The organism is Synechococcus sp. R6-5, from assembly GCF_047461775.1.
In the GTDB taxonomy this organism is placed as follows: Bacteria; Cyanobacteriota; Cyanobacteriia; order Thermostichales; family Thermostichaceae; genus Thermostichus.
This window is the reverse complement of sequence record NZ_JANSHV010000128.1, coordinates 1-22,357: the sequence shown is the minus strand read 5'-3', so window position 1 is coordinate 22,357 and position 22,357 is coordinate 1. Positions and strand designations below refer to the sequence as shown.

At 60.0% G+C, this 22,357-nt stretch carries 19 protein-coding genes; 16 read left to right on the top strand and 3 right to left on the bottom strand.

Going from position 1 to position 22,357, the window contains the following annotated elements; translation table 11 throughout:
- Nucleotides 1-75 precede the first annotated feature (75 nt).
- Entirely contained in the window at nt 76-1,458 is a 1,383-nt protein-coding gene (lpdA, locus tag NW818_RS07615; RefSeq protein WP_414424236.1) for a dihydrolipoyl dehydrogenase, read from the bottom strand.
- Between the two features lie 119 nt (nt 1,459-1,577).
- Between lpdA and NW818_RS07610 the strand changes: the two genes are divergently transcribed.
- From NW818_RS07610 to NW818_RS07550, 13 genes are all read left to right on the top strand, one after another.
- Entirely contained in the window at nt 1,578-2,357 is a 780-nt protein-coding gene (locus NW818_RS07610) for an HAD family hydrolase (protein WP_414424225.1), read from the top strand.
- On the top strand, nt 2,357-3,211 hold the full coding sequence (locus tag NW818_RS07605) for a M28 family peptidase (RefSeq protein WP_414424224.1): 855 nt from the start codon (nt 2,357-2,359) through the stop codon (nt 3,209-3,211). Before NW818_RS07610 ends, NW818_RS07605 begins: the two co-directional genes overlap by 1 nt.
- 258 nt (nt 3,212-3,469) lie before the next feature.
- A complete protein-coding gene (locus NW818_RS07600; RefSeq protein ID WP_414355624.1) occupies nt 3,470-4,231 on the top strand; it encodes a ChaB family protein in 762 nt (253 codons plus the stop codon).
- 153 nt (nt 4,232-4,384) lie between these two features.
- Nucleotides 4,385-5,320 carry a DnaJ C-terminal domain-containing protein gene (locus NW818_RS07595; protein ID WP_414399984.1) on the top strand — a complete coding sequence of 312 codons (936 nt, stop codon included), beginning with the start codon at nt 4,385-4,387 and terminating at the stop codon, nt 5,318-5,320.
- Nucleotides 5,317-5,598, top strand: a complete 282-nt coding sequence (locus NW818_RS07590; protein WP_011432385.1) for a chaperone modulator CbpM — start codon at nt 5,317-5,319, stop codon at nt 5,596-5,598. Before NW818_RS07595 ends, NW818_RS07590 begins: the two co-directional genes overlap by 4 nt.
- A 34-nt stretch (nt 5,599-5,632) precedes the next feature.
- Nucleotides 5,633-6,391, top strand: a complete 759-nt coding sequence (locus tag NW818_RS07585; RefSeq protein ID WP_414424223.1) for a photosystem reaction center subunit H — start codon at nt 5,633-5,635, stop codon at nt 6,389-6,391.
- Between the two features lie 285 nt (nt 6,392-6,676).
- On the top strand, nt 6,677-7,102 hold the full coding sequence (gene rplU / locus NW818_RS07580; protein ID WP_414398774.1) for a 50S ribosomal protein L21: 426 nt from the start codon (nt 6,677-6,679) through the stop codon (nt 7,100-7,102).
- A 76-nt stretch (nt 7,103-7,178) separates the two neighbouring features.
- Complete coding sequence (gene rpmA / locus NW818_RS07575; RefSeq protein WP_011432382.1) at nt 7,179-7,448, top strand: 50S ribosomal protein L27; 270 nt, start codon at nt 7,179-7,181, stop codon at nt 7,446-7,448.
- Nucleotides 7,449-7,692: 244 nt separating this feature from the next.
- Nucleotides 7,693-9,183, top strand: coding sequence for a cellulose synthase (locus NW818_RS07570; RefSeq protein WP_414424222.1), 1,491 nt, complete (start codon nt 7,693-7,695; stop codon nt 9,181-9,183).
- Nucleotides 9,184-9,439: 256 nt separating this feature from the next.
- Complete coding sequence (locus tag NW818_RS07565; RefSeq protein ID WP_414424221.1) at nt 9,440-11,227, top strand: MBL fold metallo-hydrolase; 1,788 nt, start codon at nt 9,440-9,442, stop codon at nt 11,225-11,227.
- A gap of 54 nt (nt 11,228-11,281) precedes the next feature.
- On the top strand, nt 11,282-12,037 hold the full coding sequence (locus NW818_RS07560; RefSeq protein ID WP_011432379.1) for an ABC transporter ATP-binding protein: 756 nt from the start codon (nt 11,282-11,284) through the stop codon (nt 12,035-12,037).
- A 191-nt stretch (nt 12,038-12,228) separates the two neighbouring features.
- Nucleotides 12,229-12,804: a TIGR04376 family protein gene (locus NW818_RS07555; protein ID WP_414329872.1), complete on the top strand. Its 576-nt coding sequence runs from the start codon at nt 12,229-12,231 to the stop codon at nt 12,802-12,804.
- A 191-nt stretch (nt 12,805-12,995) separates the two neighbouring features.
- Nucleotides 12,996-13,292 (top strand): PipX family protein, encoded by a 297-nt coding sequence (locus tag NW818_RS07550; RefSeq protein ID WP_011432377.1) that lies wholly within the window; start codon nt 12,996-12,998, stop codon nt 13,290-13,292.
- A gap of 61 nt (nt 13,293-13,353) precedes the next feature.
- Here the strand turns inward: NW818_RS07550 and pheS are convergent, their stop codons facing one another.
- Both pheS and nrdJ read right to left on the bottom strand, forming a co-directional pair.
- Nucleotides 13,354-14,355: a phenylalanine--tRNA ligase subunit alpha gene (gene pheS / locus NW818_RS07545; protein WP_011432376.1), complete on the bottom strand. Its 1,002-nt coding sequence runs from the start codon at nt 14,353-14,355 to the stop codon at nt 13,354-13,356.
- A 133-nt stretch (nt 14,356-14,488) separates the two neighbouring features.
- Nucleotides 14,489-17,875, bottom strand: a complete 3,387-nt coding sequence (gene nrdJ / locus NW818_RS07540) for a ribonucleoside-triphosphate reductase, adenosylcobalamin-dependent (protein ID WP_414424235.1) — start codon at nt 17,873-17,875, stop codon at nt 14,489-14,491.
- A 391-nt stretch (nt 17,876-18,266) separates the two neighbouring features.
- Here nrdJ and NW818_RS07535 point away from each other — a divergent pair, with 391 nt between their 5' ends.
- From NW818_RS07535 to NW818_RS07525, 3 genes are all read left to right on the top strand, one after another.
- On the top strand, nt 18,267-19,481 hold the full coding sequence (locus NW818_RS07535; RefSeq protein WP_414424220.1) for a site-2 protease family protein: 1,215 nt from the start codon (nt 18,267-18,269) through the stop codon (nt 19,479-19,481).
- 194 nt (nt 19,482-19,675) lie between these two features.
- The gene (locus NW818_RS07530; protein ID WP_414424219.1) at nt 19,676-20,980 is read left to right on the top strand and encodes a M16 family metallopeptidase; all 1,305 of its coding nucleotides are present in this window, start codon (nt 19,676-19,678) and stop codon (nt 20,978-20,980) included.
- A gap of 60 nt (nt 20,981-21,040) precedes the next feature.
- Entirely contained in the window at nt 21,041-22,330 is a 1,290-nt protein-coding gene (locus NW818_RS07525; protein ID WP_414424218.1) for a M16 family metallopeptidase, read from the top strand.
- Nucleotides 22,331-22,357 lie beyond the last annotated feature (27 nt).

The window sequence follows — 22,357 nt, the reverse complement described above, 5'->3', positions numbered from 1 at the left end:
CGCCGGAGGCAGAGCGGGCGGGACGGAGTCCTCACAAAACCGAGTGAGGCAGGCGACCCTCTGCCGAGCCGTTGGCTAAGGCCCTGCCAGAGCGTGAGTTGCCCGCTTGTAGGCTTCCTCCAGCGTCTCTGCCAAGGTGGGGTGAACGTGCACCAAGCCGGCCAGTTCTCGCACCGTGGCCCGGCGAGCAATGGCCTGAGCTGCCTCGTGAATCAAATCCGCCGCATGGGGCCCGAAGATATGGGATCCCAGCAGTAGGCCGGTGCTCTTGTCAAAGACCAGCTTGACCATGCCCTCCGTCTCTCCCGAAGCAATGGCCTTGGAGTTGCCGCCAAAGTAGGTTCGCACTGTGCCTACGCTGTAGCCTTCTTCCTTGGCCTGAGGTTCGGTCAGCCCTACAAAACCCATTTCCGGGTGGGTGAACACCGCGGCCGGGATGCTGAGGTAGTCCATGTAGGCAGTACGGCCACAGATGTTTTCCACGGCCACTCTCCCCTGGGCTGCCGCTGCGTGGGCCAACATCATCTTGCCGGTCACATCCCCAATAGCCCAGAGGTGAGGCAAATCGGTGGCCATGCGGCTATCGACAGGAATAAACCCCCGTTTGCCGGTGTCGATGCCCAACTCGGCCAAGCCCAGCCCCTCTGAGACCGGGATCCGACCGGCAGCCACCAAGCAGCCATCCACCTGCAGCGTCTCGCCGTTGGAGAGGTGAATCGTTACTGGCTGGCCAGGGATCACCTGCTTGGCCGTGATCCCCACGTAGGTCTGGATTTGCCTGGGCTTAATCAGCACCCGCTGGGCCAGGCGGGCAATATCGGGGTCAAAGGCCGGCATCAGGGTCTCCAGGGCTTCGATGAGGATGACCTGGGATCCCAAGGCAGTGTAGATGTCGGCAAACTCCTGGCCGATGTAGCCGCTGCCGATAATGGCCAGCCGCTCCGGGATCCACTCCAGCCGCACCGCCTCGTCGCTGGTGAACACCGTCCGCCCATCCACCTCGATGCCGGGGGGCACAAAGGGGCGGGAGCCCGTCGCAAGAATAACATCCTGTGCCGTGTAGGTGTGGGATCCCTTCTCTTCCTGGACTTCCACCTGCTGGGGTGCCACCAACTTGCCTCGCCCTCTCAGGATTGTTACCCCCAGCTTCTCCAGCGAGCGAGTCATGTCGGCGCGGATCTTCTCCACCACTTGGGCAGCATGGGCGGCAATCGCTCCCCGGTCAGCCTGGACGGATCCCACTTGGATGCCCAGCTCAGAGCTGTGTTGCAGTTCCCGCAGGCGTCCGGAGGCGGCCAAGAGAGCCTTGGAGGGGATGCAGCCGCGGTTGATGCAGGTGCCGCCCATTTCTGCACCTTCAACGATGGCGGTCTTCAGGCCAGATTCGACCGCATGTAAAGCAGCGCCGTGGCCGCCGACGCCGGCACCGATGATGATTACGTCAAAATCGAAGCTCATGGCGAGATTGGATAACCAGTGCCTCATTTTCTCACCTTGTTGGCCTTCCCAGAAACCTGGCTAGGGGCACCCAAGCCATGCAGTAGCATAGAGTCGCTTGTAGGCGGGTGGGGGTACACATGACACTCCAAGCTTTGATCTTCGATGTGGACGGCACGCTGGCGGACACGGAGCGGGATGGTCATCGCGTGGCCTTTAACGCTGCCTTTGCCGAGGCAGGGCTGGACTGGCACTGGTCGGTGGAGCTCTACGGCCAACTCCTGGCCATTACGGGGGGCAAAGAGCGCATTCGCCATTTCGTTGCAACCTGCCAGCCGCCGCTACCCCCTGGTGAAGATTTAAATGCCCTCATTGCCCGGCTGCACCAGGCCAAAACCCGCCACTACACTGCCCTATTGGCCCAAGGGGGGATCCCACTCCGCCCAGGGGTGAAGCGCCTCCTGCAGGAGGCCAGAGCTGCTGGGATCCGCTTGGCCATTGCCACCACCACCACGCCCGAAAACGTGACGGCCCTCTTGGAGCAGACCCTGCCGGAGAGCCTGGGCTGGTTTGAGGTCATCGCTGCCGGCGATGTGGTTCCCGCCAAGAAGCCAGCTCCGGACATCTACTTCTACACCTTGGAGCGGATGGGCTTAGATCCCCAGGAGTGCCTGGCCTTTGAGGACTCGGAGAACGGGCTGCGCTCGGCACAGCAGGCAGGTGTCCCCACCGTGGTGACGGTTAACGATTACACTCGAGATCAGGATTTTTCTGGGGCAGCTTTGGTGTTGGATCACCTAGGGGATCCTGAGAATCCCTTTCGGGTGTTGGCGGGAACGGTGGGATCCCACCGCTACTTCACCCTGGAGTTGGCCTGCCAAGTCCATGCCCAAGCCATTCCCTCTGAGGTGGGAAACTGATGTCAGCAGCAGAGCTCCCAGACCTGCAGCAGCGCCTAGAGGCCCATCTGCGCCAGGTGGCCCAGCCGCGGGATCCCGACTGGTCGCCCCTGGGCCATCAGCAGGTGGAGCGCTACATCCAAGAGCAGCTTTCTAAGTGGGGATCCCTGGAGTCCTTCCCCTTTGAGGCCGGTGGCCGCCTGCACCGCAACTGGATCTTGAAATTGCCGGGATCCCGTTCTGGCCGCCAACCCATCCTCATCGGAGCCCACTTTGACGCTGCCCCGGCAACCCCTGGAGCAGACGACAACGCCAGCGGCATAGCGGTGTTGCTGGAGTTGGCCCGCCATTTTGCTGCCGAGCCGGCTTCTTCTCCGCTGTGGCTGGTGGCCTTTGACCTGGAGGAGCGGGGGATGGTGGGCAGTGGGGCTTACGCCCAGTTTCTTCAACGTCAGAGGCAATCCCTACGGCTGATGCTGTCTTTGGAAATGCTGGGCTACCGGGATCCCACCCCCGGATCCCAACGCTACCCCGCTGGCCTTGAGAAGCTCTACCCCAACCGGGGAGATTACATCGGTCTCATCGGCAACTGGCCCACCTGGGGGGATCTGCTCAAGCTGCAGCGTGATTTTCAAAAAGTGGGGATCCCTTGTTGCTGGCTGCTGGCCGGGCAGCGAGGCTTGATCCTGCCTGCCACTCGCCTGAGCGACCACTCCCCCTTTTGGGATGCGGGCTACGCCGCCGTTATGGTTACCGACACCGCCTTCTTGCGCAACCCTCACTACCACAAGCCAAGCGACACCCTCGAAACCCTAGATCAAGACTTCCTGACGGGGGTCTGCCAGGGCTTGATGGCCGGGATCCGCTTGCTGTAGCTCCTCCAAACCCCCCAGTCATTCCGGCAGCAAGTAGCATGCGTTGAATCCCAACTCCCCTCTCCTGGAAGGAGGCCAGGGGTAAGGATGGAATTGGCATCCTCAGTACGGAGATTTCTCCAGGGGGTTCGCGATTCTGCGACCGAGTCCTTTGCTGAAGAGGGGAGACAATAGACGAGAGTAGTAAGACGAGAGTAGTAGCAGGGAAAAGGTTAAAAAACCTGCCTTGGCACTGTAAAACTCAGCAGGAGATTGCGTATGAGCGCTTTTGCCCAAGCTCCCAAAAAGTGTGTTTCCGCCGCTTTCAAAGAAGAGGGCAAGCTGCAAGAGTGTATCCAGCGGCTTTTGAACCGTGGCATTCCCAACGATCGCATCTCCATTATTGGCCGCAACTTTCAAACCGAAGCCAAAATTACCGGGTTTATCACCCGCAAAGAGGTGGTTCTGGACGGTCTGACCAATGGGGCCATCTATGGATCCCTGTTCGGATCCCTGCTGGGGCTGCTCACTGGCGTGGGGGTGCTGTTCATTCCCTTTTTGGGGGCAGTGGTGGCCGCTGGGCCTCTGGGAGCCGCTTTGTTGGGGGCAACGGGCGGCGCTTTGTACGGAGCACTGGGAGCGGGCCTGGGATCCGCCCTGATTGCCTTGGGTATGCCACAGGAGAAAGCCGCTATCTACCAAACCCGGGTACAGGCGGGCGAGTTCTTGTTGGTGGTGCAAGTACCGGAAGAGAAGTCGGGCGAAATTTACTGGCTGCTGCAGAGTGCTGGCGGAGAGGAAGTTTCCATTGCCGACTTGAACTTGCCCGGTGAGCCAGAGGGAGACTTAACCCCAGAGAGCATCTCGCCGGAAATCCGCGCTGACCTCTCGGAAGAAGCGCAGCAAACCTTTGTGGAAGCCTACAACCAAGCCAAACAAGAGAGCAATAACTCCACCCATGCACTCCTCAAAGCTTGGGAAAAGGTCAAGCAAATTTTCACACGAGATGAGAAAGGGATCTTCTCCAAACGCAAGCCCTAGCCCAAAAAGTTTCCGAAGTAGCGAGAGCACAGTAAAGCGCCATCTCGCCGCTCTGCCTGTACGTGTTCTGGGTCTGCTCCAATTTTTTAGCTGCAACCTTATATCCTGAGAATAGCCCGAAAAACTCTAACCTAACCTTGCAGGGGTGAGCCTATGGCTGCGAGTGACTTCAAGGATTACTACAAGATCCTGGGCGTCAGCAGAGATGCCTCTGCCGAGGAAATCAAGCGCGTCTATCGCAAGTTGGCCCGCCAGTATCACCCCGATGTCAACCCTGGGAATAAGGCGGCAGAGGAGCGCTTTAAGGAGATCAACGAAGCCTACGAGGTGCTCTCTGATCCAGAGAAGCGGCGGCGCTACGACCAGTTTGGGCAGTACTGGCAGCGGGTGGGTACTGGTTCTGCTGCTGGAATGCCGGGCATGGAGGGCTTCGCCCAATACGCCAGCTTCGAGGAGTTTATCAACGAGCTGCTGGGCCGTATGGGCTCCCGCCGCAGCGGGTTCCAGGGCTTCGCCGGCGGCTTTGGGCCGTTTGTTTCGGTGGATTTGCCGGGGCAGGATGTGGAGGGCACCCTGGGTCTCAGTTGGGCAGAAGCTTTCCACGGCACCCAGAAACGGCTGAACCTAGATGGAGAAACGCTAACCATCCGCATTCCCCCCGGCGCTAAGCCGGGCAGTCGCATCCGCGTCAAGGGCAAAGGCCAGGTCAGCCCCTTTGGCGGGCCAAGAGGGGATCTCTACCTCACTTTGGAGCTGCCCCCCCATCCCTTCTTCCGCTTTGACGGAGACAACCTGCTCTGCGAGCTGCCCATTACTCCTGACGAGGCGGCTTTGGGAGGGACGGCGGAAGTTCCCACCCCTACGGGTCGCGTGCAACTGAGGATCCCTGCCGGGGTAGACAGCGGCCAAACCCTGCGGCTGCGCGGCCAAGGCTGGCGGGATCCCCAAGGCCATCGGAGCGACCTGCTGGTGCGGCTGAAGGTGGTGGCACCCAAATCCCTTTCCCAGACCGAGCGGGATCTCTACGAAAAGCTGCGCCAAAGCCGTAGCTGGGATCCCCGCGCCCACTTGCAGGAGGTGAGTCTATGAGTTTGGCCATTGTGCGGGTGGAAGAACGGCTCTATACCTTTGAGCAGGCCACGGAACTGCTGGGGATCCCTCCCCACCTGCTGGAATGGCTGCTGGCTCAGGGCTTAGTGGAGGCCGAGAGCAGCTACCTGACCCCCCAACAGCTCAGGCGGTTGTTGCAAATGAGCCGCCTACACCGAGACTTGGGGCTTAACTGGACGGGGGCAGCGATGGTCTTGGACATGGCTCAGGAAATTGCCCGGCTCAGGGGGCAACTGCGCCACTACCGCGGATTTTGAGGCTGCCCAGCTAACCCATCAAGGAGATAACTCGATGAACCCTATGGAACAGATCATCCGACGTAGCCAGGTGGTGGGCCTGCTGGCCCTCGATGGCAGCACTGCTACCGCATTGGGTACCGTAGAAGAAATCTGGGTTGACCCAACAGGGCGGGTATGCTACTTCACCAGCCAGCAGGGGTACACCCCCCTGGAGCAGATTTCTCTCATCGGGCCAGACGCGCTGCTGACCTACTCTACCGTTTTTGCTACCCCCCTAACCCCCATCAGCTCTCTTTACCGCCGCACAGTGCGCATTGGGAATCGAGAGGTCGGCTGGATTGAGGATTTTCTCTTTGACTGGGAGACTGGAGCGATTGCCGCTTATATTCTGGGTGGCAGCATTGCCGAGCCTTGGGGGGGGCGCGCCGTTCTCCTGCCTGAGGACGTGGAAGCCATTGATGTGGACGCGGTGGTGGTTAAGGAGGATGCTCCGCAACGGCTGAAATCGGAAGCGGAAGGCTTAAAGAACTTTTGGAGCGAAAAATCTCGGCAGGTGAAACAGCTTATCCAGCGCATGGGGGATCGCCTCAAAGCCCTAGTCAGCCCGCAGGATCCGCCCGAGGTAGTGCGCGTCAAGGTCAAGCAAGTGCGGGACGAGCTGGCCAAAGGGGGCAAGTTCGATCTCTCCCTACTGGACGAGGCGGCAGAGTTTCTGCAACACAAGTGGGAAACCTGGCAACATCGCCTCAGCCGCGCCGCTCAGCGCATGCAGGCTGCCCTTCAGGCTGCTTGGGAGAAGCTGACCGAATAGCAAAGAATGACTCTGCAACCTCTGGCCTGCGGTCGCCTCAGATGCTGCACATTTGCTTCCCAACTGCTTCCCAACTCCCCTCTTCCTCTGGGAAAGGGGCTGGGGGGCAACAGCATGAGGTGCTTGGGGAGTCCGTCCCACTGCTCGACCGGAACTGTTGCAAGCCAGTCCTCGACCAAACCCAGCTGACGGACGGCGGCTTTTTCGGCTACGATCTAAGATCGCTGTCAATGCTCGGATCAGGTTTCAAGACCCCCGCAGGGCACCTGTACGGCAGGGAGAAAGATGACTTACGCAATTGTGGAAACCGGCGGTAAGCAGCTTTGGGTGGAGCCGGGGCGTTTTTACGAAGTTGATCGCCTGGCGGAAGTGGAGGAGAACAGCCCCTTCGATTTGTCTCGTGTGCTGTTGATCAACCACGAGGGACAAATCACGTTGGGGCATCCCTACGTTTCAGAGGCGGTCGTCAGGGCACGGGTTTTACAGCATCGGCGCGGCGATAAAATCATCGTCTACAAGATGAGGCCAAAGAAAAAGACCCGCAAAAAGAGGGGTCATCGGCAACCGCTGACCCGTCTGCTGATCGAGTCTATTGAACTCAATGGGGTGCCCCTAGCCACGGCACCATCCCGTACGGAAGCGGCTCCAGAGTCTAACCCAGAGGCAGCCCCTTCGGCAGCGGCGACAGGGATCCCTGTGGATGAGGAATAAACTCTGAACTCAGGTGTCCTGAATCCCGATTTTTTTATCTCGTTTCTGTTGATCACGCAGTTGCATAGGAGGCGTTATGGCTCATAAGAAGGGAACGGGCAGCACTCGCAACGGTCGAGATTCCAATGCCAAGCGGCTGGGGGTGAAGCGCTATGGGGGCGAGCTGGTGCATCCCGGCCACATTCTGGTCAGGCAGCGGGGCACCAAGTTTCACCCAGGGGTGAACGTGCGCATCGGCGGCGACGACACCTTGTATTCTGTGGTCACCGGCATTGTGACTTTTGAGCGCTATGGCAAGTGGCGGCAAAAGGTGAGTGTCTACCCAGCTGAGGTGGCTGCCCAGTAGGGAAAGGCCCAGCTTTGAAACTGCCTGGGAGAGTTTCTTCCGCAAGAGAAGATTCTCGCTTCTGTCGACCAAGCTGCTTGCCGGGCTGAAAACTGTCTGCTCCAGAGCAGACAGGGTTTTGCTGTTGCTGATTCCTGAACTTTTTTCGTTCTTGAGGATTGGGGCCAGCCGGAGGATTGGGGCCAGCCGGAAGAGGAGAGGAGCTAGAGATCCCTGCCCCTTCGAGGGCGAAAATGGCAAAAGCGTGGAAGGCAGAAAGCTGATGCGGGTGTATTTGTTCCGCTGGGCAGGGTTGCTTCACCTCATTGCCGGGGTGATGTACCTCTACTGGCGACTGACAGCCGGGTTGATGGATTTGGGATCCCTTTTGTTTTGGGGGGCAGAGCTGTATGTTTGGCTGGCGGCGGTGGGCTTTACCCTCAGCCGCTATCCCCAAGTGCCGAGAGAGACGATCCCATCCCCAGAGGTCCTGCGGCGGTCGTTTTTCCAATTGCCGCGGGTGGATGTACTGGTGCTGCGCCAGTGGGATTCTCTGGAGGCAACCCGGCAAACAGTGCTTTCGGCTCTGCACCTCGACTACCCTTGGGAGCGGTTGTTTGTCCACATTGTGGATCGGGTAGAGGATGAGGAGATGGCCAAGGCGGCCCGGGCCATTCCCTGCGAATACTGGGCCTGCCCTAGCCCCACAGCCGACCCCCTGGCTTACGCGATGGGATCCCCTCATATCCAAGGGGAGTATCTGCTCCTGGTGCAGCCGGGCCATTTTCTCGAGCCGGACTTCCTGTGGCAGACCTTGCCCCGCTTTTACGACTCGCCGGAGCGGGCTCCCATCGCCAATCGTATCGGGTTTGTGCAGGCGATGCTGCGCACCCTAGGCCAGCCCAGAGCCGTTCACCCCCTGCAACAGCTTTTGGCGGTGGGATCCGAAGGGTATCAGGCGGCACCCCTGTTGGGTTCTGGCTGTCTCATCCGGCGCAAGGCTTTGGAAGGGATCCCGCGGATCGACATTCGTCGCCCTGTGCAGTTGGGGTGTCAGATGCACTGCCGCGGCTGGCAGTCTCAATTGGTTCGCCAAACCCAGGTTACGGGTGTTTTGTTGCCCTTGCGCAACCGCCGCGTTGCTTTGCTGGCTTTGTTTTCGGCCTTGAGGGAAAATCCCTTCTGGGGCAAGCCGACCACACAGCAGCAGCGCTTTCAATACCTGTGGCTGGCCCTCTGGGCTGCCGGTGGGATGGCGGAGCTGGTCTACTTGGCGGTGCCGATGGTCTTTCTCTGCACAGGGTGGATGCCGGTGCCGGCCTTCAACCGGGTCTTCTTCGCGTGGTTTTTGCCTTATGCTCTCCTGGGGCGCATCAGTTGGCTCTTGGCCTTTCCCCCCCATCTGTGGGGGGCAGCTTGGCAGTCGGAACGGCAGACGGGCAGCCAGTTTTTTCAGTCCATCCAGGCGCTGGTGCAAAGTCTGCAGGGAGTGCCCCCCTATCCCGAGCAGCCTTCCCAGCTCTCCTTAGGACCTCAGGCTCTGGCTATTGTGCTGACTTTTCTGGCTATGGGGGTGGGATCCCTGCGTTTTGCCGGCAGTTGGGATCCCTCTTGGCCTGAGCTGCTGTTTGGCTTGGTCTGGGCCTTCTACAACCTGATGATCCTGACGGTGCGCCCCGACGATCACGATTTTGCCGGCTTTGCTTTTCCCAGCAGCAGCGCCGCTGCGGCGACAGAAGAGAGCGCCGACCCATAGGCTGCCAAGCCAAGACAAGTTCATCGCAAAACCAAATCCCCACATCCATTCAGCTGCTGCATGGATGAAATGGCAGGCTGCCGCGGCAGATGGTGGGCAAACGCTATGCTGTGAGAAGTGTAGGATAAGTGGATCGGCACAGGTTGTCTCCAACTCTCCGGGGAGGTGTACCGGTGGAGAGGGGGGATCCCTGGCCAAGTCGCCCCTCCTGTTTGCAGGATTGAACGCGGTCTTCTAGGTTCAGAACGACACACCTGTGGAGTCAGAGAGACCCCCCCTTCGACTGCTCCCCCTGGGTACGGATCCCTGGCAGCAGGGCTGTGCCTATTGGCTGGAGATCGGATTCCACCGTTTGCTTCTCGATTGCGGGTTGCCCGCTCCTGCCCTCTTTAAGGCTCTGCCAGGGATCCCGGATGCGGTAATCTGCAGCCATGCTCACTTTGACCATGTGCAAGGGCTACCTGCTTTTCATCGTCGTTACCCTCAGGTACCTCTCTACGCCACGCCGGTGACTGCTCATTTGGCCGCTGGTCTGTGGGAGTGTGGCGTTTGGCCAGGCTACGACCGGGACATTCGCTTTCCCCCCTTTCGGGCGCTGCCTTTGGGCCGGGCGCGAGAGATTTTGCCCCATCTGATGCTCACTTTCTTTGCGGCTGGGCATCTGCCGGGAGCGGCGGCAACCCTGCTGCAAAATACCCAAACCACTCCGGCCCAAGCCTGTGTGTACACGGGCGACTGTTCCCTGGCCTCAACTCGCTTTGCCCCCGGCTTGGATCTCATTGCTTTGCGCCACTGGCAGCCGGACGTGTTGCTCATCGAGGCTTCGCTGGGATCCACCCGCCATCCACCCCGTCGTCACCTGGAAAATCGCCTGGTGGAGCGGTTGCTCAGCGCCTTGGAAGCGGGGCAAACGGTGCTGTTCCCCCTGCCAGTGTTGGGGTTGGGGCAGGAGCTGATCTTTCTCCTCAAAGCCCACCACCGCTTTACCCAAGCCCCCCAAGAGCTCAAGATATGGGTGGCGCCGGGGCTGGCGGCAGGCTGCAATCTCTACGAGCGCTTGCTCACCTACCTGCCGGAGCCGGTGCGCAATTTCGCCACCTACCAGCCCTTGTTCTGGGAAGACCGCCTGCAGCCGCGGGTTCAGCCCCTTACCGAAGCGGATCCTCTGCCCCAGGGCTTGCTGCTGTGCGACGCCGATGCCGGGCCTGAGGCTTGGGATCCCATCTGGTCGAGGTTGTTGGCCCAACCGCAGCGCTCCTGTCTGCTGGTGCGGCTGCCAGAGGTGGAACTGGCCACCCCATTTGAGCGTTGGCCGGCGCCGCTGCGCTCCCGCATTGCCGTTGAATGGATAACCTGGCACAGCCACAACGATGTCGGGCATCTCACCCAGATCATCCACACCTTTCGCCCCCAGCATTTGGTCTTGGTTCACGCCGACCCCAAGCAGGCTCAGGATCTGGCGGATCTGCCGGAGCTGTGCAATCGCTACCATGTCCACTGCCCTCAGCCTGGGCATTGGCTGGAGTTGCCCGATGGGCACCTACAAACCCCAGTTAGGCTCGCGGAGCTGAAGGCCGGTTCCCCCGCCGAGATCAGGGATCCCCCTTTGCGCTATGAGGGGGAGGTGGAAGAAGTTTGGCAGGAGCAGGGGTCGCCGCGGACTTTGGCGGGGGTACAGGTGCGTCTGCCGCCCCAGATCACCCAGGATCCCCGTTGGCTGGCCTGGGCCGATACCGGCCTGGTGGAAGCCCGCTGGCAGGGATCCGAACTGGTGCTGCGCGGCCTTTCTCCACGGGAGCTGATCCGCCCGGCAGAGGCTGCCCCTTCTCCAGCAGGGATCGTGCCGCGTCCAAAACAGCCTTCTGTATCCAGTCATCACGGTGGCAAAAAGTGCCAAAATTGTCGCTTTGCCCGCCAGATCTTGACTTCCCAAGCCCAAGCCTTTCGCTGCGATCAGGAACGCTCTCCCCTCTACCGCCTCAGGGTGGATCCCCAGGGGAGCTGCCCCTACCATCAGCCGCAGGAGATCCGCTCTTCCGGTTAGCCGTCAAGCCAGGGAAGCCCAAAGGCTAGAATGGGGCAAGTCGCGGTGCCAACCATGCTTGAGCAAGATTCCTGGGCAAATCATCGCCGTGGGCCGGTCGGATCCCTGGAGCGCCCAGCCGAGGCCTTGGCTGCGGCCAGCCCGCCCGTAGTGCAGATGGTTGGGGTGAACAAAGTCTATCCACTGCCGGAGGGCAGTTTTCAGGCCCTCTACGATATCGACTTGGCGATCCAGCCGGGAGAGTATTGCGCCATTATGGGGCCCTCTGGATCCGGCAAATCCACCCTGATGAACCTCATCGGCTGCTTGGATCGGCCCAGCTCAGGGCGCTACTGGCTGGATGGGGTGGAAGTTTCCACCCTGACCGATCGCGATTTGGCCCACATTCGCAACCAAAAAATCGGCTTTGTCTTCCAGCAGTTCCATCTCCTGCCCGTCCTGACAGCGCTGGAGAACGTCATGCTGCCCTTGGCCTATGCTGGGATCCCGGAGCCGGAGCAACGCCGGCGGGCCAAGCAAGCCCTAGAACAAGTGGGCTTGGGGAGCAAACTGCAGCAGCGTCCGGCCCAACTCTCCGGCGGCCAGCAGCAGCGGGTGGCGATTGCTCGTGCCATTGTCAACCGACCCCAACTGTTGCTGGCTGATGAGCCGACTGGGGCTCTGGATAGCCATACCGGCCAGGAAGTGCTGAACCTTTTTGCGGAGCTCCACCGGCAGGGCATCACCCTGGTCGTGGTCACCCATGACCTTGAAGTAGCCCAGGCCGCCCAGCGCATTATCCGGGTTGGGGATGGCCGTTTGCTGGATTGAGGAAGACAGGGATCCGCCTGGGGGCAGTTGGGTTCAGGAGAGTTCCCAGTTGCAGTGAACTGGCGTGCCGGATGGATCCCTGGCCTCACTTTGGGTGAAGGTCAAAGGGAATGTCTCAAACGACCCTATCTAGGACGGCCCGGCTTAGGCTACTCTAAACGCAACTGAGGGCTTGGGAAAAGGATCCATCGATGAAACTGATCGAAGATATCATCCGATTTTTGGAAACCCGCCTGGAAGAATTTCTCAGGGCCCACCCCGAGATCGAGCTGCAAGCCCTCGATGAGCAGTTGCGCCAGCAGGAATCGGATACCCTGCAGCTGTTGCAGGAAAGCCGCGTCCAAGAGGAGGCTCTCCAAAAAAGCATTCTCAACTTAGCCGAGGAGATTAAAACCTGGCACTTTCGCATTGAGAAGGCGCAGCGGGCCAATCGTCCCGATCTGGCCGAAGGAGCGCGACGCCGGGAGGCTGAGCTGTTGGAGAGGGGCAGCCAGCTATGGGGTCAAATGAAAGCCCAAAAGGAGAAAATCCAACAAATGGAAGCCCTGCTGCCGCAGATTCGCCAGCGCCGCCAAGAAGTGAAGGCTAAGCTGCAGGAGGTAAGAGCCGCGCAAGCCAAAGGCATCGACAACCCGGACCGGAATTTCAGCCCTTGGGGAAAACCTTTCGAGGCTTGGGATGAATTGGAAGAGCAATTTCGTCAGCTAGAGGTGGAAAACGAATTGAATGACACGAAGAGGAAGGTGCGGGAACAGCAGCGGCGGTAACAGCCTGACCCAAAATCTTGTTAGTTTGCTAATGTTGAATCCAGTCGCAACAGCCAAAATCGAGCTGGGCGGAACTTGTGATTTAAGCCCTTGGTCTCAAGAGCCATAGCCACATCATTTCCAGAACTTTCTCTGGCACCGACCGGGAAGAAAAGTCTCTCCTCTCCCCCAAGAGTGATACGCTATTGGGCATGAATGAGTTGTATCTGAATCACCCCACATTTGGTCTGCTCTACAGCCTGTGTCAGGTCGACGAAAATCAGGCTCTCTTCACCACTCTCTACGCCCAAAGGCTCTTTTTTCGGGTTTACTTCAGGCCGCCGGATAACAGCGGGGATCCTGCTGCCATGGAGGAGTTGGTCTTCGATCCGATTAGCCGTAATGAGGCTCGCCAGCTCATCGAAGAGCAAATGCGCCTGCTGCGCCGTGCTGCCCGCCAAGATGAGCTAGAACAATTGCAGTTGATCTACAAGCAAACCTTTTCCTGACAGAGGTTTTTTCGAAGGTCTGGCACGGCTGAGGGTGAGGGTTTCGTCCCCCAATAGCCACCTAAAACTGAGACAGAAAGCGCAGGTCGCTGGTATAAAACAGGCGGATATCCTGAATGCCGTGGAGGAGCATGGCCATCCGCTCAATGCCGATCCCTGCCGCAAATCCGGTGTAGCGCTCCGGGTCGTAGCCCACCGCTTGAAATACATTGGGATCCACCATGCCGCAGCCGAAGATTTCCAGCCATTTCGAGCCAAAGCGCACGTCCATCTCAGCAGAAGGCTCGGTAAAGGGAAAATAGCTGGGCCGAAAGCGGGTTTCTCGCTTGCCCAATAGGCGGGTGATGAAAGTGTTGAGGGTGCCCTTCAGGTCGGAAAAGGTGAGGTTCTCGCCCACCGCCAAAATTTCCATCTGGTGAAACACAGCGGAGTGGGTGGCATCCACGGTATCGCGGCGCATCACCCGACCGGCATGCACAATGCGCAGCGGCGGCTGGTGTTGCTCCATGTAGCGCACCTGCACCGAGGAGGTTTGGGTACGCATCAGGTAGCCATTGGCCAGGTAGAGGGTATCCTGCATATCCCGCGCCGGATGGTCGGCAGGGGTGTTGAGGGCCTCGAAGTTGTAGTACTCCGTCTCGAGCTCAGGCCCATGCACCACGGTGTAGCCCATTCCCACAAAGATATCGAGCATGCGGTCGATGGTGGCCTGCAGCGGATGGATCCGCCCCAGAGGCCGACGGGGCCCGGGCATAGTGACATCCAGGCGCTCTGCTTCTAGGCGGGCCAGCAGTTGAGCTTCACCAAGGGCCTGTTTGCGCTGCTCCAGACTGGATTGGAGGGCCTCTTTAAAGGTGTTGGCCAAAGCGCCAATGGCAGGCCGTTCTTCTGGGGGCAGCTTCCCCATTCCCCCCAAGATTTTGGAGAGCTTACCTTTCTTGCCCAGGTAGTCGATGCGGATCTGTTCCAGAGCCTCCAGACCGTCAGCTTGTTCCACTTGGGCGAGGGCCTCGCTTTGCAGGGTGAGAAGCTGTTGGCGAAGCGTGTCTTTTTCGTCTTGCATGGGGCCGATTCCAAGGGCAGAAGGGATCCCTGGGGTTGTGAGGAGTCCCTACAAAGGTATCACAGGAGGGAGCTCGGTCGCGCCTTTGCATCCGATGGGGTTGGTCGGCAGCAGGGGGAACCCTTTTGGGGAACTAGCTCTGAGGCGCCGAATCTGGCAACAGACACCCCAGAGCGTCACACCCTGCCGGTCCCTCTGCTGCCAAGGTAAAGTTGCGGTCGTAGCGGGCCAGGGCCGCGAAGAAGTTATCTGTCCGCCGTCTCTTTTTGACCTCGGCCACCAGTCGTTCGTAGGTGGGCTTGTCGATTTTCTCAAAAGGCAGGCGGGGGAAGGGCGCATCGAAGCGGGCCAGCAGCGCTGCGCTGATGTAGCCCTCGTCATCGCGGATGGCTTCGTAGATACGGGATCCCAGAGCTTCCACCTCGTCCTCCCGCAGCTCGATGGTGGCGGAGGTGTTGTGGGTGGTGTAGTACTTCTGAACCTGCATATAGAAGTCAAACTGGGCCAGGGCCGAGAATTGCTCGATCTCGATCTGGCCAGCACCGGGCAGGTTGGCCCATTCTACTTCCACAGGCAGTTCCACCAGCCATTCGGTACAGCGGGGATCAAAGGGGTCGTTGAGCAAGTTCCCGTTTTCATCTTTGTCCGCCTGAGCAGGTACCACCGAGTAGCCATAGTCCAGACAGGCCAGCGCCACCGGGTCATTTTTGGCAAAGGTGATGCGGCGGATGTAGCGTTGGGCTTTGGGCGGGTGCCAGCCGGGAGAGGCGTTGGTGAGCAGCGACTTGGTGCCGGCGGGCTGAACCGTGGTGCAGCGGTTGGGGCGGCGCAGGCTGTGGCGGTCGCAGTAGTCCCACACCACGCGGTGGACGATCTCCTTCCAGCGGCTGAGGTATTCCCGCTCCTGCTGCTTGAATTCCTTCCCGATGGGGGTATCGGGTCTCCCTTCCTGCCACCAGCGCAGCCATTCAACCCCAAAGGCTTTGACGCAAAAGTCGAACAGGCCTGTGAACGAGACGCCGACGATGGGATCCCATTCCCGCGAGCGCTGGAAGCGAGGTTCCACAAAGCGGTGGTGGAGTAGGGCTGCCACCGTGAGAGCTCCCGCTGTAAAGGCGTCTTCCTGCTCCTGCCGGTTGTGGGGATCCAAACGGTTGAGGTGGATCTCGGCCAAGTTGCAATGGAATGTGTGGCCAATAATCTCGCCACAGTTGTGGACAACAAACCCATTGGCATCAAAGCACGCTGGGCCGGGGACAGTACAGTCATACACCGGCTCTACCCCGTCTGCCTCAAGGGCAGCAACCGTCACAGCAAACCGCTCTCGGTTGAGCTGGCGCTTGTAGCCATTCAGCAGTGCCTCTAGCTTTTGGGCTTTGTGCGGTTCCCGAAAGCCGACCCATTCCTGGAACAGATGCAAGTTGTCGTTGGCAATAACCAATTCGTGCTGGGCTTTGCAAGCGTATGGTGCAGGTTGGCGAGCACTGTTCGGCAGCAGGCGATATCCAGCAGGACGGCGATTCTCATACAAAACTGCAATGATGCCCAGCCGCGCCAGCATGCGCTGAACCGCTTTGAGGGTACCCAGATGGCTTTGAGAGAGCCGCACGCTAACCCCTTTCTCCTGATTACCTTGCACGCTGCCATCCGCATCAAAGAGCCCGCACAAGAAGCCTCGATGAAACTGGAAGCTGGTGGCTTCGAGCGCCTCTGTCATCTGCTTTTGTCCGGGCCTCATGCCGAACTGGGCCGCCAGTTTTGCCAACCCCCTGGAGCCGATAACCCGCAACCCAAGCTGCGCATAGTGATATGCCTCTGGCTGGCGGGGCTCGTAACCCACTGCCGTTTGCAAAAGCTGAATCGCATACTGGCTCATTTCGGCTTGGGTATCTTGCCAATAGCGTAATAAAGCCGTGTCGTTCCACGGGGTTGCCGTAAGGCTACCGTCACCCAGCAAATTCCCCAAAAGCCAGCCTTCTTCCCAGGTACCCGCCCCATCCCACGGGGTGAGATCGCGATGGTTGTGCAGCAGGATGCGGTCGCCCGGTTGTAGGCTTTCTGCCGGTACCCACTCGGTGTATTCTGCCTTTTGGGTTTGAGCGGTGACTTTGAGAACCCGATGGTTGCCTGTCAGCCGCAGAGAGAACCCTTCCTTGGTCAAAAGCTTCAGCACAGGCTTGGTACCGGAGTAGAAGAACCCCTCCGGTGTGGTACTGAATAGTTCTCCATTGACATAGGTGCTGTGCTGCTTCCCAATCAGGTCTCTCACCTGGCGCGGCCCATCGCCCGTGTGCACCCAGGTATCGGCTGTCACGCAGGGGTTCAGCCCATAGCGCCACAGGCGATCCTGAAGTTCCTCTTCCCCTAGGGAGGGATCCCGTCCCTTTAGCCATTCTCGGGCCGTTCCTGCCTCATAGGCTTTGAGAAAGTCGGGTTTTAGGTCGGGTGGGATAAGGTCGCAATTGGCCCGTGCTACGGCTTCCCCGGCCCACTGGATGGCCCCCTCGCCGGAGTAAAACTGCTTGCGCACGGCCTCAACACATTCTTCCCGCGTTGGCTTGCGGTGAAACACCCGCGTGTGGTTGGCCATGCGCAGGGCATCTCGCTCGGGGTCAATTCTCCAGTTGCCGTTTTCGTCCTGCTGCCACAAGTTGTCTTTGGCGGTGGATCCCAGCTGGTCGTCGGCAGCAAACTGACGAATGCCAGCGCTACGACGAATGTTTCCCGCCACCACCACCACCGCCGCCTCGTCAATGAGCAGGCAGCATTCCACGGAGTTCAACTGCCGCCCTACTGCCCTGTTGAGGATGGCGGCACAGCGCTCGTACAAGCCGGGCAGCTTAATGGGGTTGGCCACGCCCCCAAATCCCTTCAGCCTCTCGCCGGCAGGGCGGATATCGCTCAGATCTACCGTCACGTCCACCTGACCGCCAAAGCCGGGATCCGAGGCCAGCTCCAGCAGCGCTTGGTACGAATCCACCCAGCCGCGGCGGCTGTCCCCCACCTGGATGTGCACCTGGGATCCCTGCCGTTGGATGCGGGTGTGCTCCTGCCGCTCTTCGGGAGGGGTGGTGCCGATGGATCCCTTCACGTGAACCCGCAGGCGGTTGACAATGGGGGGCAACTGGCGGATGAACTGGGGTTCCAGCACCGCTCCCGTGCCGCAGCCCATCATGGCCAGATCCATCATCAGGCCAAAGGCCCGCCAGTCCACCACCGCCAAACTGGTGCAGTTGTAGGCACCGGAGAAGTTTTCCGGCTTCTGGATCCAGTCGGTGCCCATCACCCACAAGGCTCGACCGGAGATCAACGCCTTCAACTGCCGCTGCAGACGTTCTACCAACTGCCGCTCCTGAGGGGTGAAGCGCCCCAGCCGGGCGATGTCGGCCAAGGTGCGATCGCAAACCTCGCCCCAGGTCTCGCGGCTGCCATCCGGGCGGCGACGGCTGTAGGTGCGGTAGAACACCGGGCTGGCCGCCGGGGCTGTGGCCGGAAACTCGCCTGGAGGCGCGGCTCCCATCGTCTGGGCGGGATCAAGTCCCTGCACTTCTTCGCTCTGTTCGCCTGAGTGGGACGAAGTCCACACCATAGCCACACCTCTTCTGCAAAGCTCGGTAGTTCCGACTCTTGAGCGCCGGTTGGCAACCCCGCCGACCCAATGCCCAACCACGTTATCACAATCTTCAGGGATCCGGTGTTGTAGGTAGTGTTGTGCTCTGAGAAGATCTTTAAGAGCCTCTAGGGATAGGGCAGGCCCGCTGTCTGCCGGGGGAGCCGCAAGGGAACGGAAGGCCCGGCAGAAGGGCTACAGTGGAGGAGAGGGATCCCAAGTTGAGGGGCTGCTTGTCGTCTTCAACGGCACCTTCCTGGGCCTTCTCCCCAGTGAGAGCTGTGTAAGGAGTTGTATCGTCATGACCAGTCGCCTGCGCATCGGTAGCTTGTGGGGGATCCCCTTTTTCATCGACTACACCTGGTTCCCGGCGGCCCTCCTGCTGGTGCTCTCCTACGGGGTGTTGACGGCGATGGGGTTGTTTCTTTCTCTGCTGGCCCATGAGTTGGCCCACAGCTTGGTGGCCCGCGCCTATGGGGTACGGGTTAACTCGATAACCCTGTTTATTTTTGGGGGTATGGCGGCGATTGAGCGGGAAGTTCCCCGCCCCCTTGGGGCTTTTTGCGTGGCGGTGGCAGGCCCTCTCCTCAGCTTGGGTCTGTTTGTTTTCTTCAGCGTGGCCCGGGCTTGGGCTGTGCCGGAGTCGATGCTGGCCTCAACCCTCACCAGCTTGGCTGCCATCAACCTGACGATTGCCCTGTTTAACCTGCTGCCGGGCCTGCCTCTGGATGGGGGGCAAATGCTCAAGGCGGCCATCTGGGGTTGGACAGGGGATCGGCAAAAGGGTATGCTGTGGGCGGCCCGAGCCGGCCAGGGGGTGGGCTGGGGTTTGGTGGGGCTAGGTCTGCTGGTGGTATTTTGGGGGAGCCTCAACGGCCTCTGGGTGGGGTTGATCGGCCTGTTTATTTTGAACACCGCCCGCCGCTACAGCCAGTACGCGCAACTGCAGCAGGTGCTGGCCCGCCTGAAAGCTGCAGATGTGATGACCCGCCAGTTTCGGGTTTTGGACGCGAACATGAGCCTGCGGGAGTTTGTGGATCGCTATCTGGTGCCTTCTTCTCTCAGGCCGGAAGCCCCAACTCAACCGGTGGACGTTTATTTTGCTGAGGAAGATGGCCGCTACCGTGGGCTGGTCAGGCCAGAATTGCTCAACGACATCGAGCGCAGCCAGTGGGATCGCCTCACCCTGAAAGCCATTCTCAAGCCGATGGAGCAACTGCAGGGGGTACGAGAAGAGACCCCCATTCCCCAGGTGATTCAGATGATGCGCCAGGCGGAACCGCGCCGCATTTTGGTTTTCACGCCCACCGGCGCCATTGCTGGCTTGATCGACCGGGGGGATGTGGTGGCCATGGCTGCCCGGCAGTTGGGGGTCGTGCTGCCCCAAGAGGTGGTGCAGCGGGTGCGCGATAGCGAAGAATGGCCCCCTGGATTTCAGGTGGAGGACAATCTGGCCGGAGAGGGATCCCCCAGTCTGGCTTGGCAGGGATCCCCGGATTTCCATCAAGAGCCTTAGTTGGGGAGATGGGTGGACAGGGGGCGGCCCAAGGCGCCTAGGTTCTTCCTCTTCCACAAAAGGTTCCCCAAAAGGGGCGGAGCGTTTTGCCTCCGCAAGCCGGGGAGAGAAGACCAAGAAAAGTAGTCTCAGATACTATTTCCCGGAGCCCTTCCCCATCTACAATTAAGACTGTTCTCCATCAGTTAAGAATTTTGAACCGCTTTCCTCGTCTCTTGCCCGCCTACACCCACCGACTGAGCAACGGGCTAGGCGTTATCGTTCATCCCATCCCCATTGCCGATTCTGTAACCGTTGATGTCTGGGTACGGACAGGTGGACGCCATGAGCCGCCGGAGTGGCTGGGCCTATCCCATTTTTTGGAACACATGGTGTTTAAGGGTAGCGAGCGGCTGGCTCCTGGTGAGCTGGATTGGGCCGTGGAAGGACGGGGCGGAGTTACCAATGCTGCCACCGGCCAAGACTACACCCATTACTACATTACGGTGGCTGCTGCTGACCTAGCGGATACCCTGCCCTACCTGGCAGAGGTGGTTTTGCGGGCCGGGATCCCAGATCTGGAGTTTGAGCGGGAGCGGCAGGTGGTTCTGGAGGAAATTCGCCGCGCCGCCGACAACCCTGATTACACGGCCTATCAGCTTTTGATGCAGACCGCCTATGGGGAGCATCCCTATGGACGACCGGTGTTGGGCACACCGGAAAGCTTGATGCAACTGACCCCTGAGGTGATGCGCGCTTACCACCGCGCTTGGTATCGGCCTGAATCCATGACGGTGGTGGTGACGGGTGGCATCGATCCCGAGCGGGCGTTGGCCTTGGTGGAGGAGCAGTTTGGCAGCTCTGCTGCTGGGCCAGCACCGGCCAGCCCCCCCATCCCGCCCCAGCCTCGTCCCCAAGGGATCCTGCGCCGGGAGAGCGACCATGCCCGCTTGGAGCAAGCCCGTCTGAAATTGGCCTGGCCTACCGTTGGCATTGACGATTGGCAACAAGCCTGTGGCCTGGAGATGTTGGCTTCTCTGCTGGGAGATGGCCGTACTTCGCGGCTGGTGCATCTGCTGCGGGAACAGCGGGGCTGGGTGAGGGCCATTGGCTGTTCTTCGCTGGTGTTGAAGGAGGGGGGACTGTTTTGTATCGGCGCTCAGCTGGAGCCGAAGGATGTGGCGCGGGTGGAGGCGACGATTCTGCACGAGATTGAAAAGCTGCAGCAGGATGGCATCGGCCAAGCGGAGTTGGATCGCACCCGGCGTATGCTCACCCATGAGTTCCTGTTCTCCGCCGAGTCTCCCAGTCAATTGGCGGGCATCTATGGCTACTACGAGACGCTGGGCGGGGTGCAGCGCATTCAAGAGTACCTGGAGCTGTTGCAATCTTTTACCCCGGCTCAGATCCGGGAGTTGGCCCAGCAGTACTTGTCTTTGGAGGCCTATGTGGTCACCGTTCTCAAGCCGACTGCCCTCGATCCAGCAATGGCCTCGGAGCTGCAACTGGCCTGTCGGTGAGCGCTGCCTTGGCGCTCCGGACTCTTGATTTTCGGATTTTGGACGGGATCCCTTGCCTGCATGAACTCTGCTCTGCTTGCCACCCAACGTGGCCGTTTACAGCGCGTCCTTTTGGCCAATGGCATCACGCTGTTGCTGGGCCAGAACCCAACGGTGGAGATCTTGGCTGCCCACTGTTTTTTCCGCGGTGGTAGCCGGGCAGAGCGGCCGCAACAGGCGGGGGTGAGCCACTTGATGGCGGCTGTCCTCACCAAAGGCACGCATCGGCGCAACTCCCAGGCCATTGCTGCTGCGGTGGAATCGCTGGGAGCCTCGCTATCGGTGGACAGTTCTGCCGACTCTTTCGAGGTGAGCCTGCGCTGTGTGGCTGCCGATTTCCCGGAGCTGCTGGATTTGCTGGCGGAGATATTACGGGATCCCAGTTTTCCTGAAGAGGAGGTGGCGCGAGAGCAGGGGTTGATGCTGCAAGCCATTCGCGCCCAGCAGGAACGGCCCTTCAGCTTGGCTTTCGAGCAGGTGCAACAAGCCCTCTATGGGGATCATCCCTACGCTCTGCCGGGGTTGGGACGGCTGGAAACGGTGGGATCCCTGACCCGCGAGGATTTGGTGGCCTATCACGCGGCCTACTGTCGTCCCAATGGAATGGTGATGGTGGTGATCGGCCCAGAGCCGCCGGAGCAAATGGCTGCCCAGGTGGAAGCGGCTTTGGGAGACTGGGTTGTTCCCGGCCCCTCTCCAGAGGATCGGGATGTTCCCCTGCCCCCTCTGAGGGATCCCCAACTGCTGAGGTTGCCCCAGCCCACTCAGCAGACGACGATCTTGATCGGGTTTCGCGGATCCCCTGCTGCTTCTGCGGATTATCCGGCCCTGAAACTGTTGGCCACCTACTTGGGCAGCGGTCTATCCAGCCGTCTGTTCGTGGAACTGCGGGAGCGCTGTGGCCTGGCCTATGAGGTCTCGGCTTTTTTTGCCACCCGCCGGGATCCCGCCCCTTTTGGGGTTTACATGGGCACTGCGGCAGAGAACACCCAGGTGGCTCTGGAACGCCTACAAGCAGAAATCCACCGTCTGCAGGCCAATCCGCTCGACCTGGCAGAGGTGGAAATGGCGCAGCGCAAACTTCTGGGCCAGTATGCCCTCAGCAAACAAACCAATGCCCAGGTGGCTCAACTGGCGGGCTGGTACGAGATTTTGGGCTTGGGCATGGAGTTTGACCAGCAGTATTTGCAGAGGGTCAGGCAGCTCACCCCAGAGCAGCTCCACCAAGCTGCAAAGACCTACCTGACCCCCCCGGCCATTGCTCTGGTGGGGCCGGAAGCCGCCTTGGCAGAGGTTGAGCTGGTGTTTTAAGGTAAACTACCCGACCCTGACTGCTTC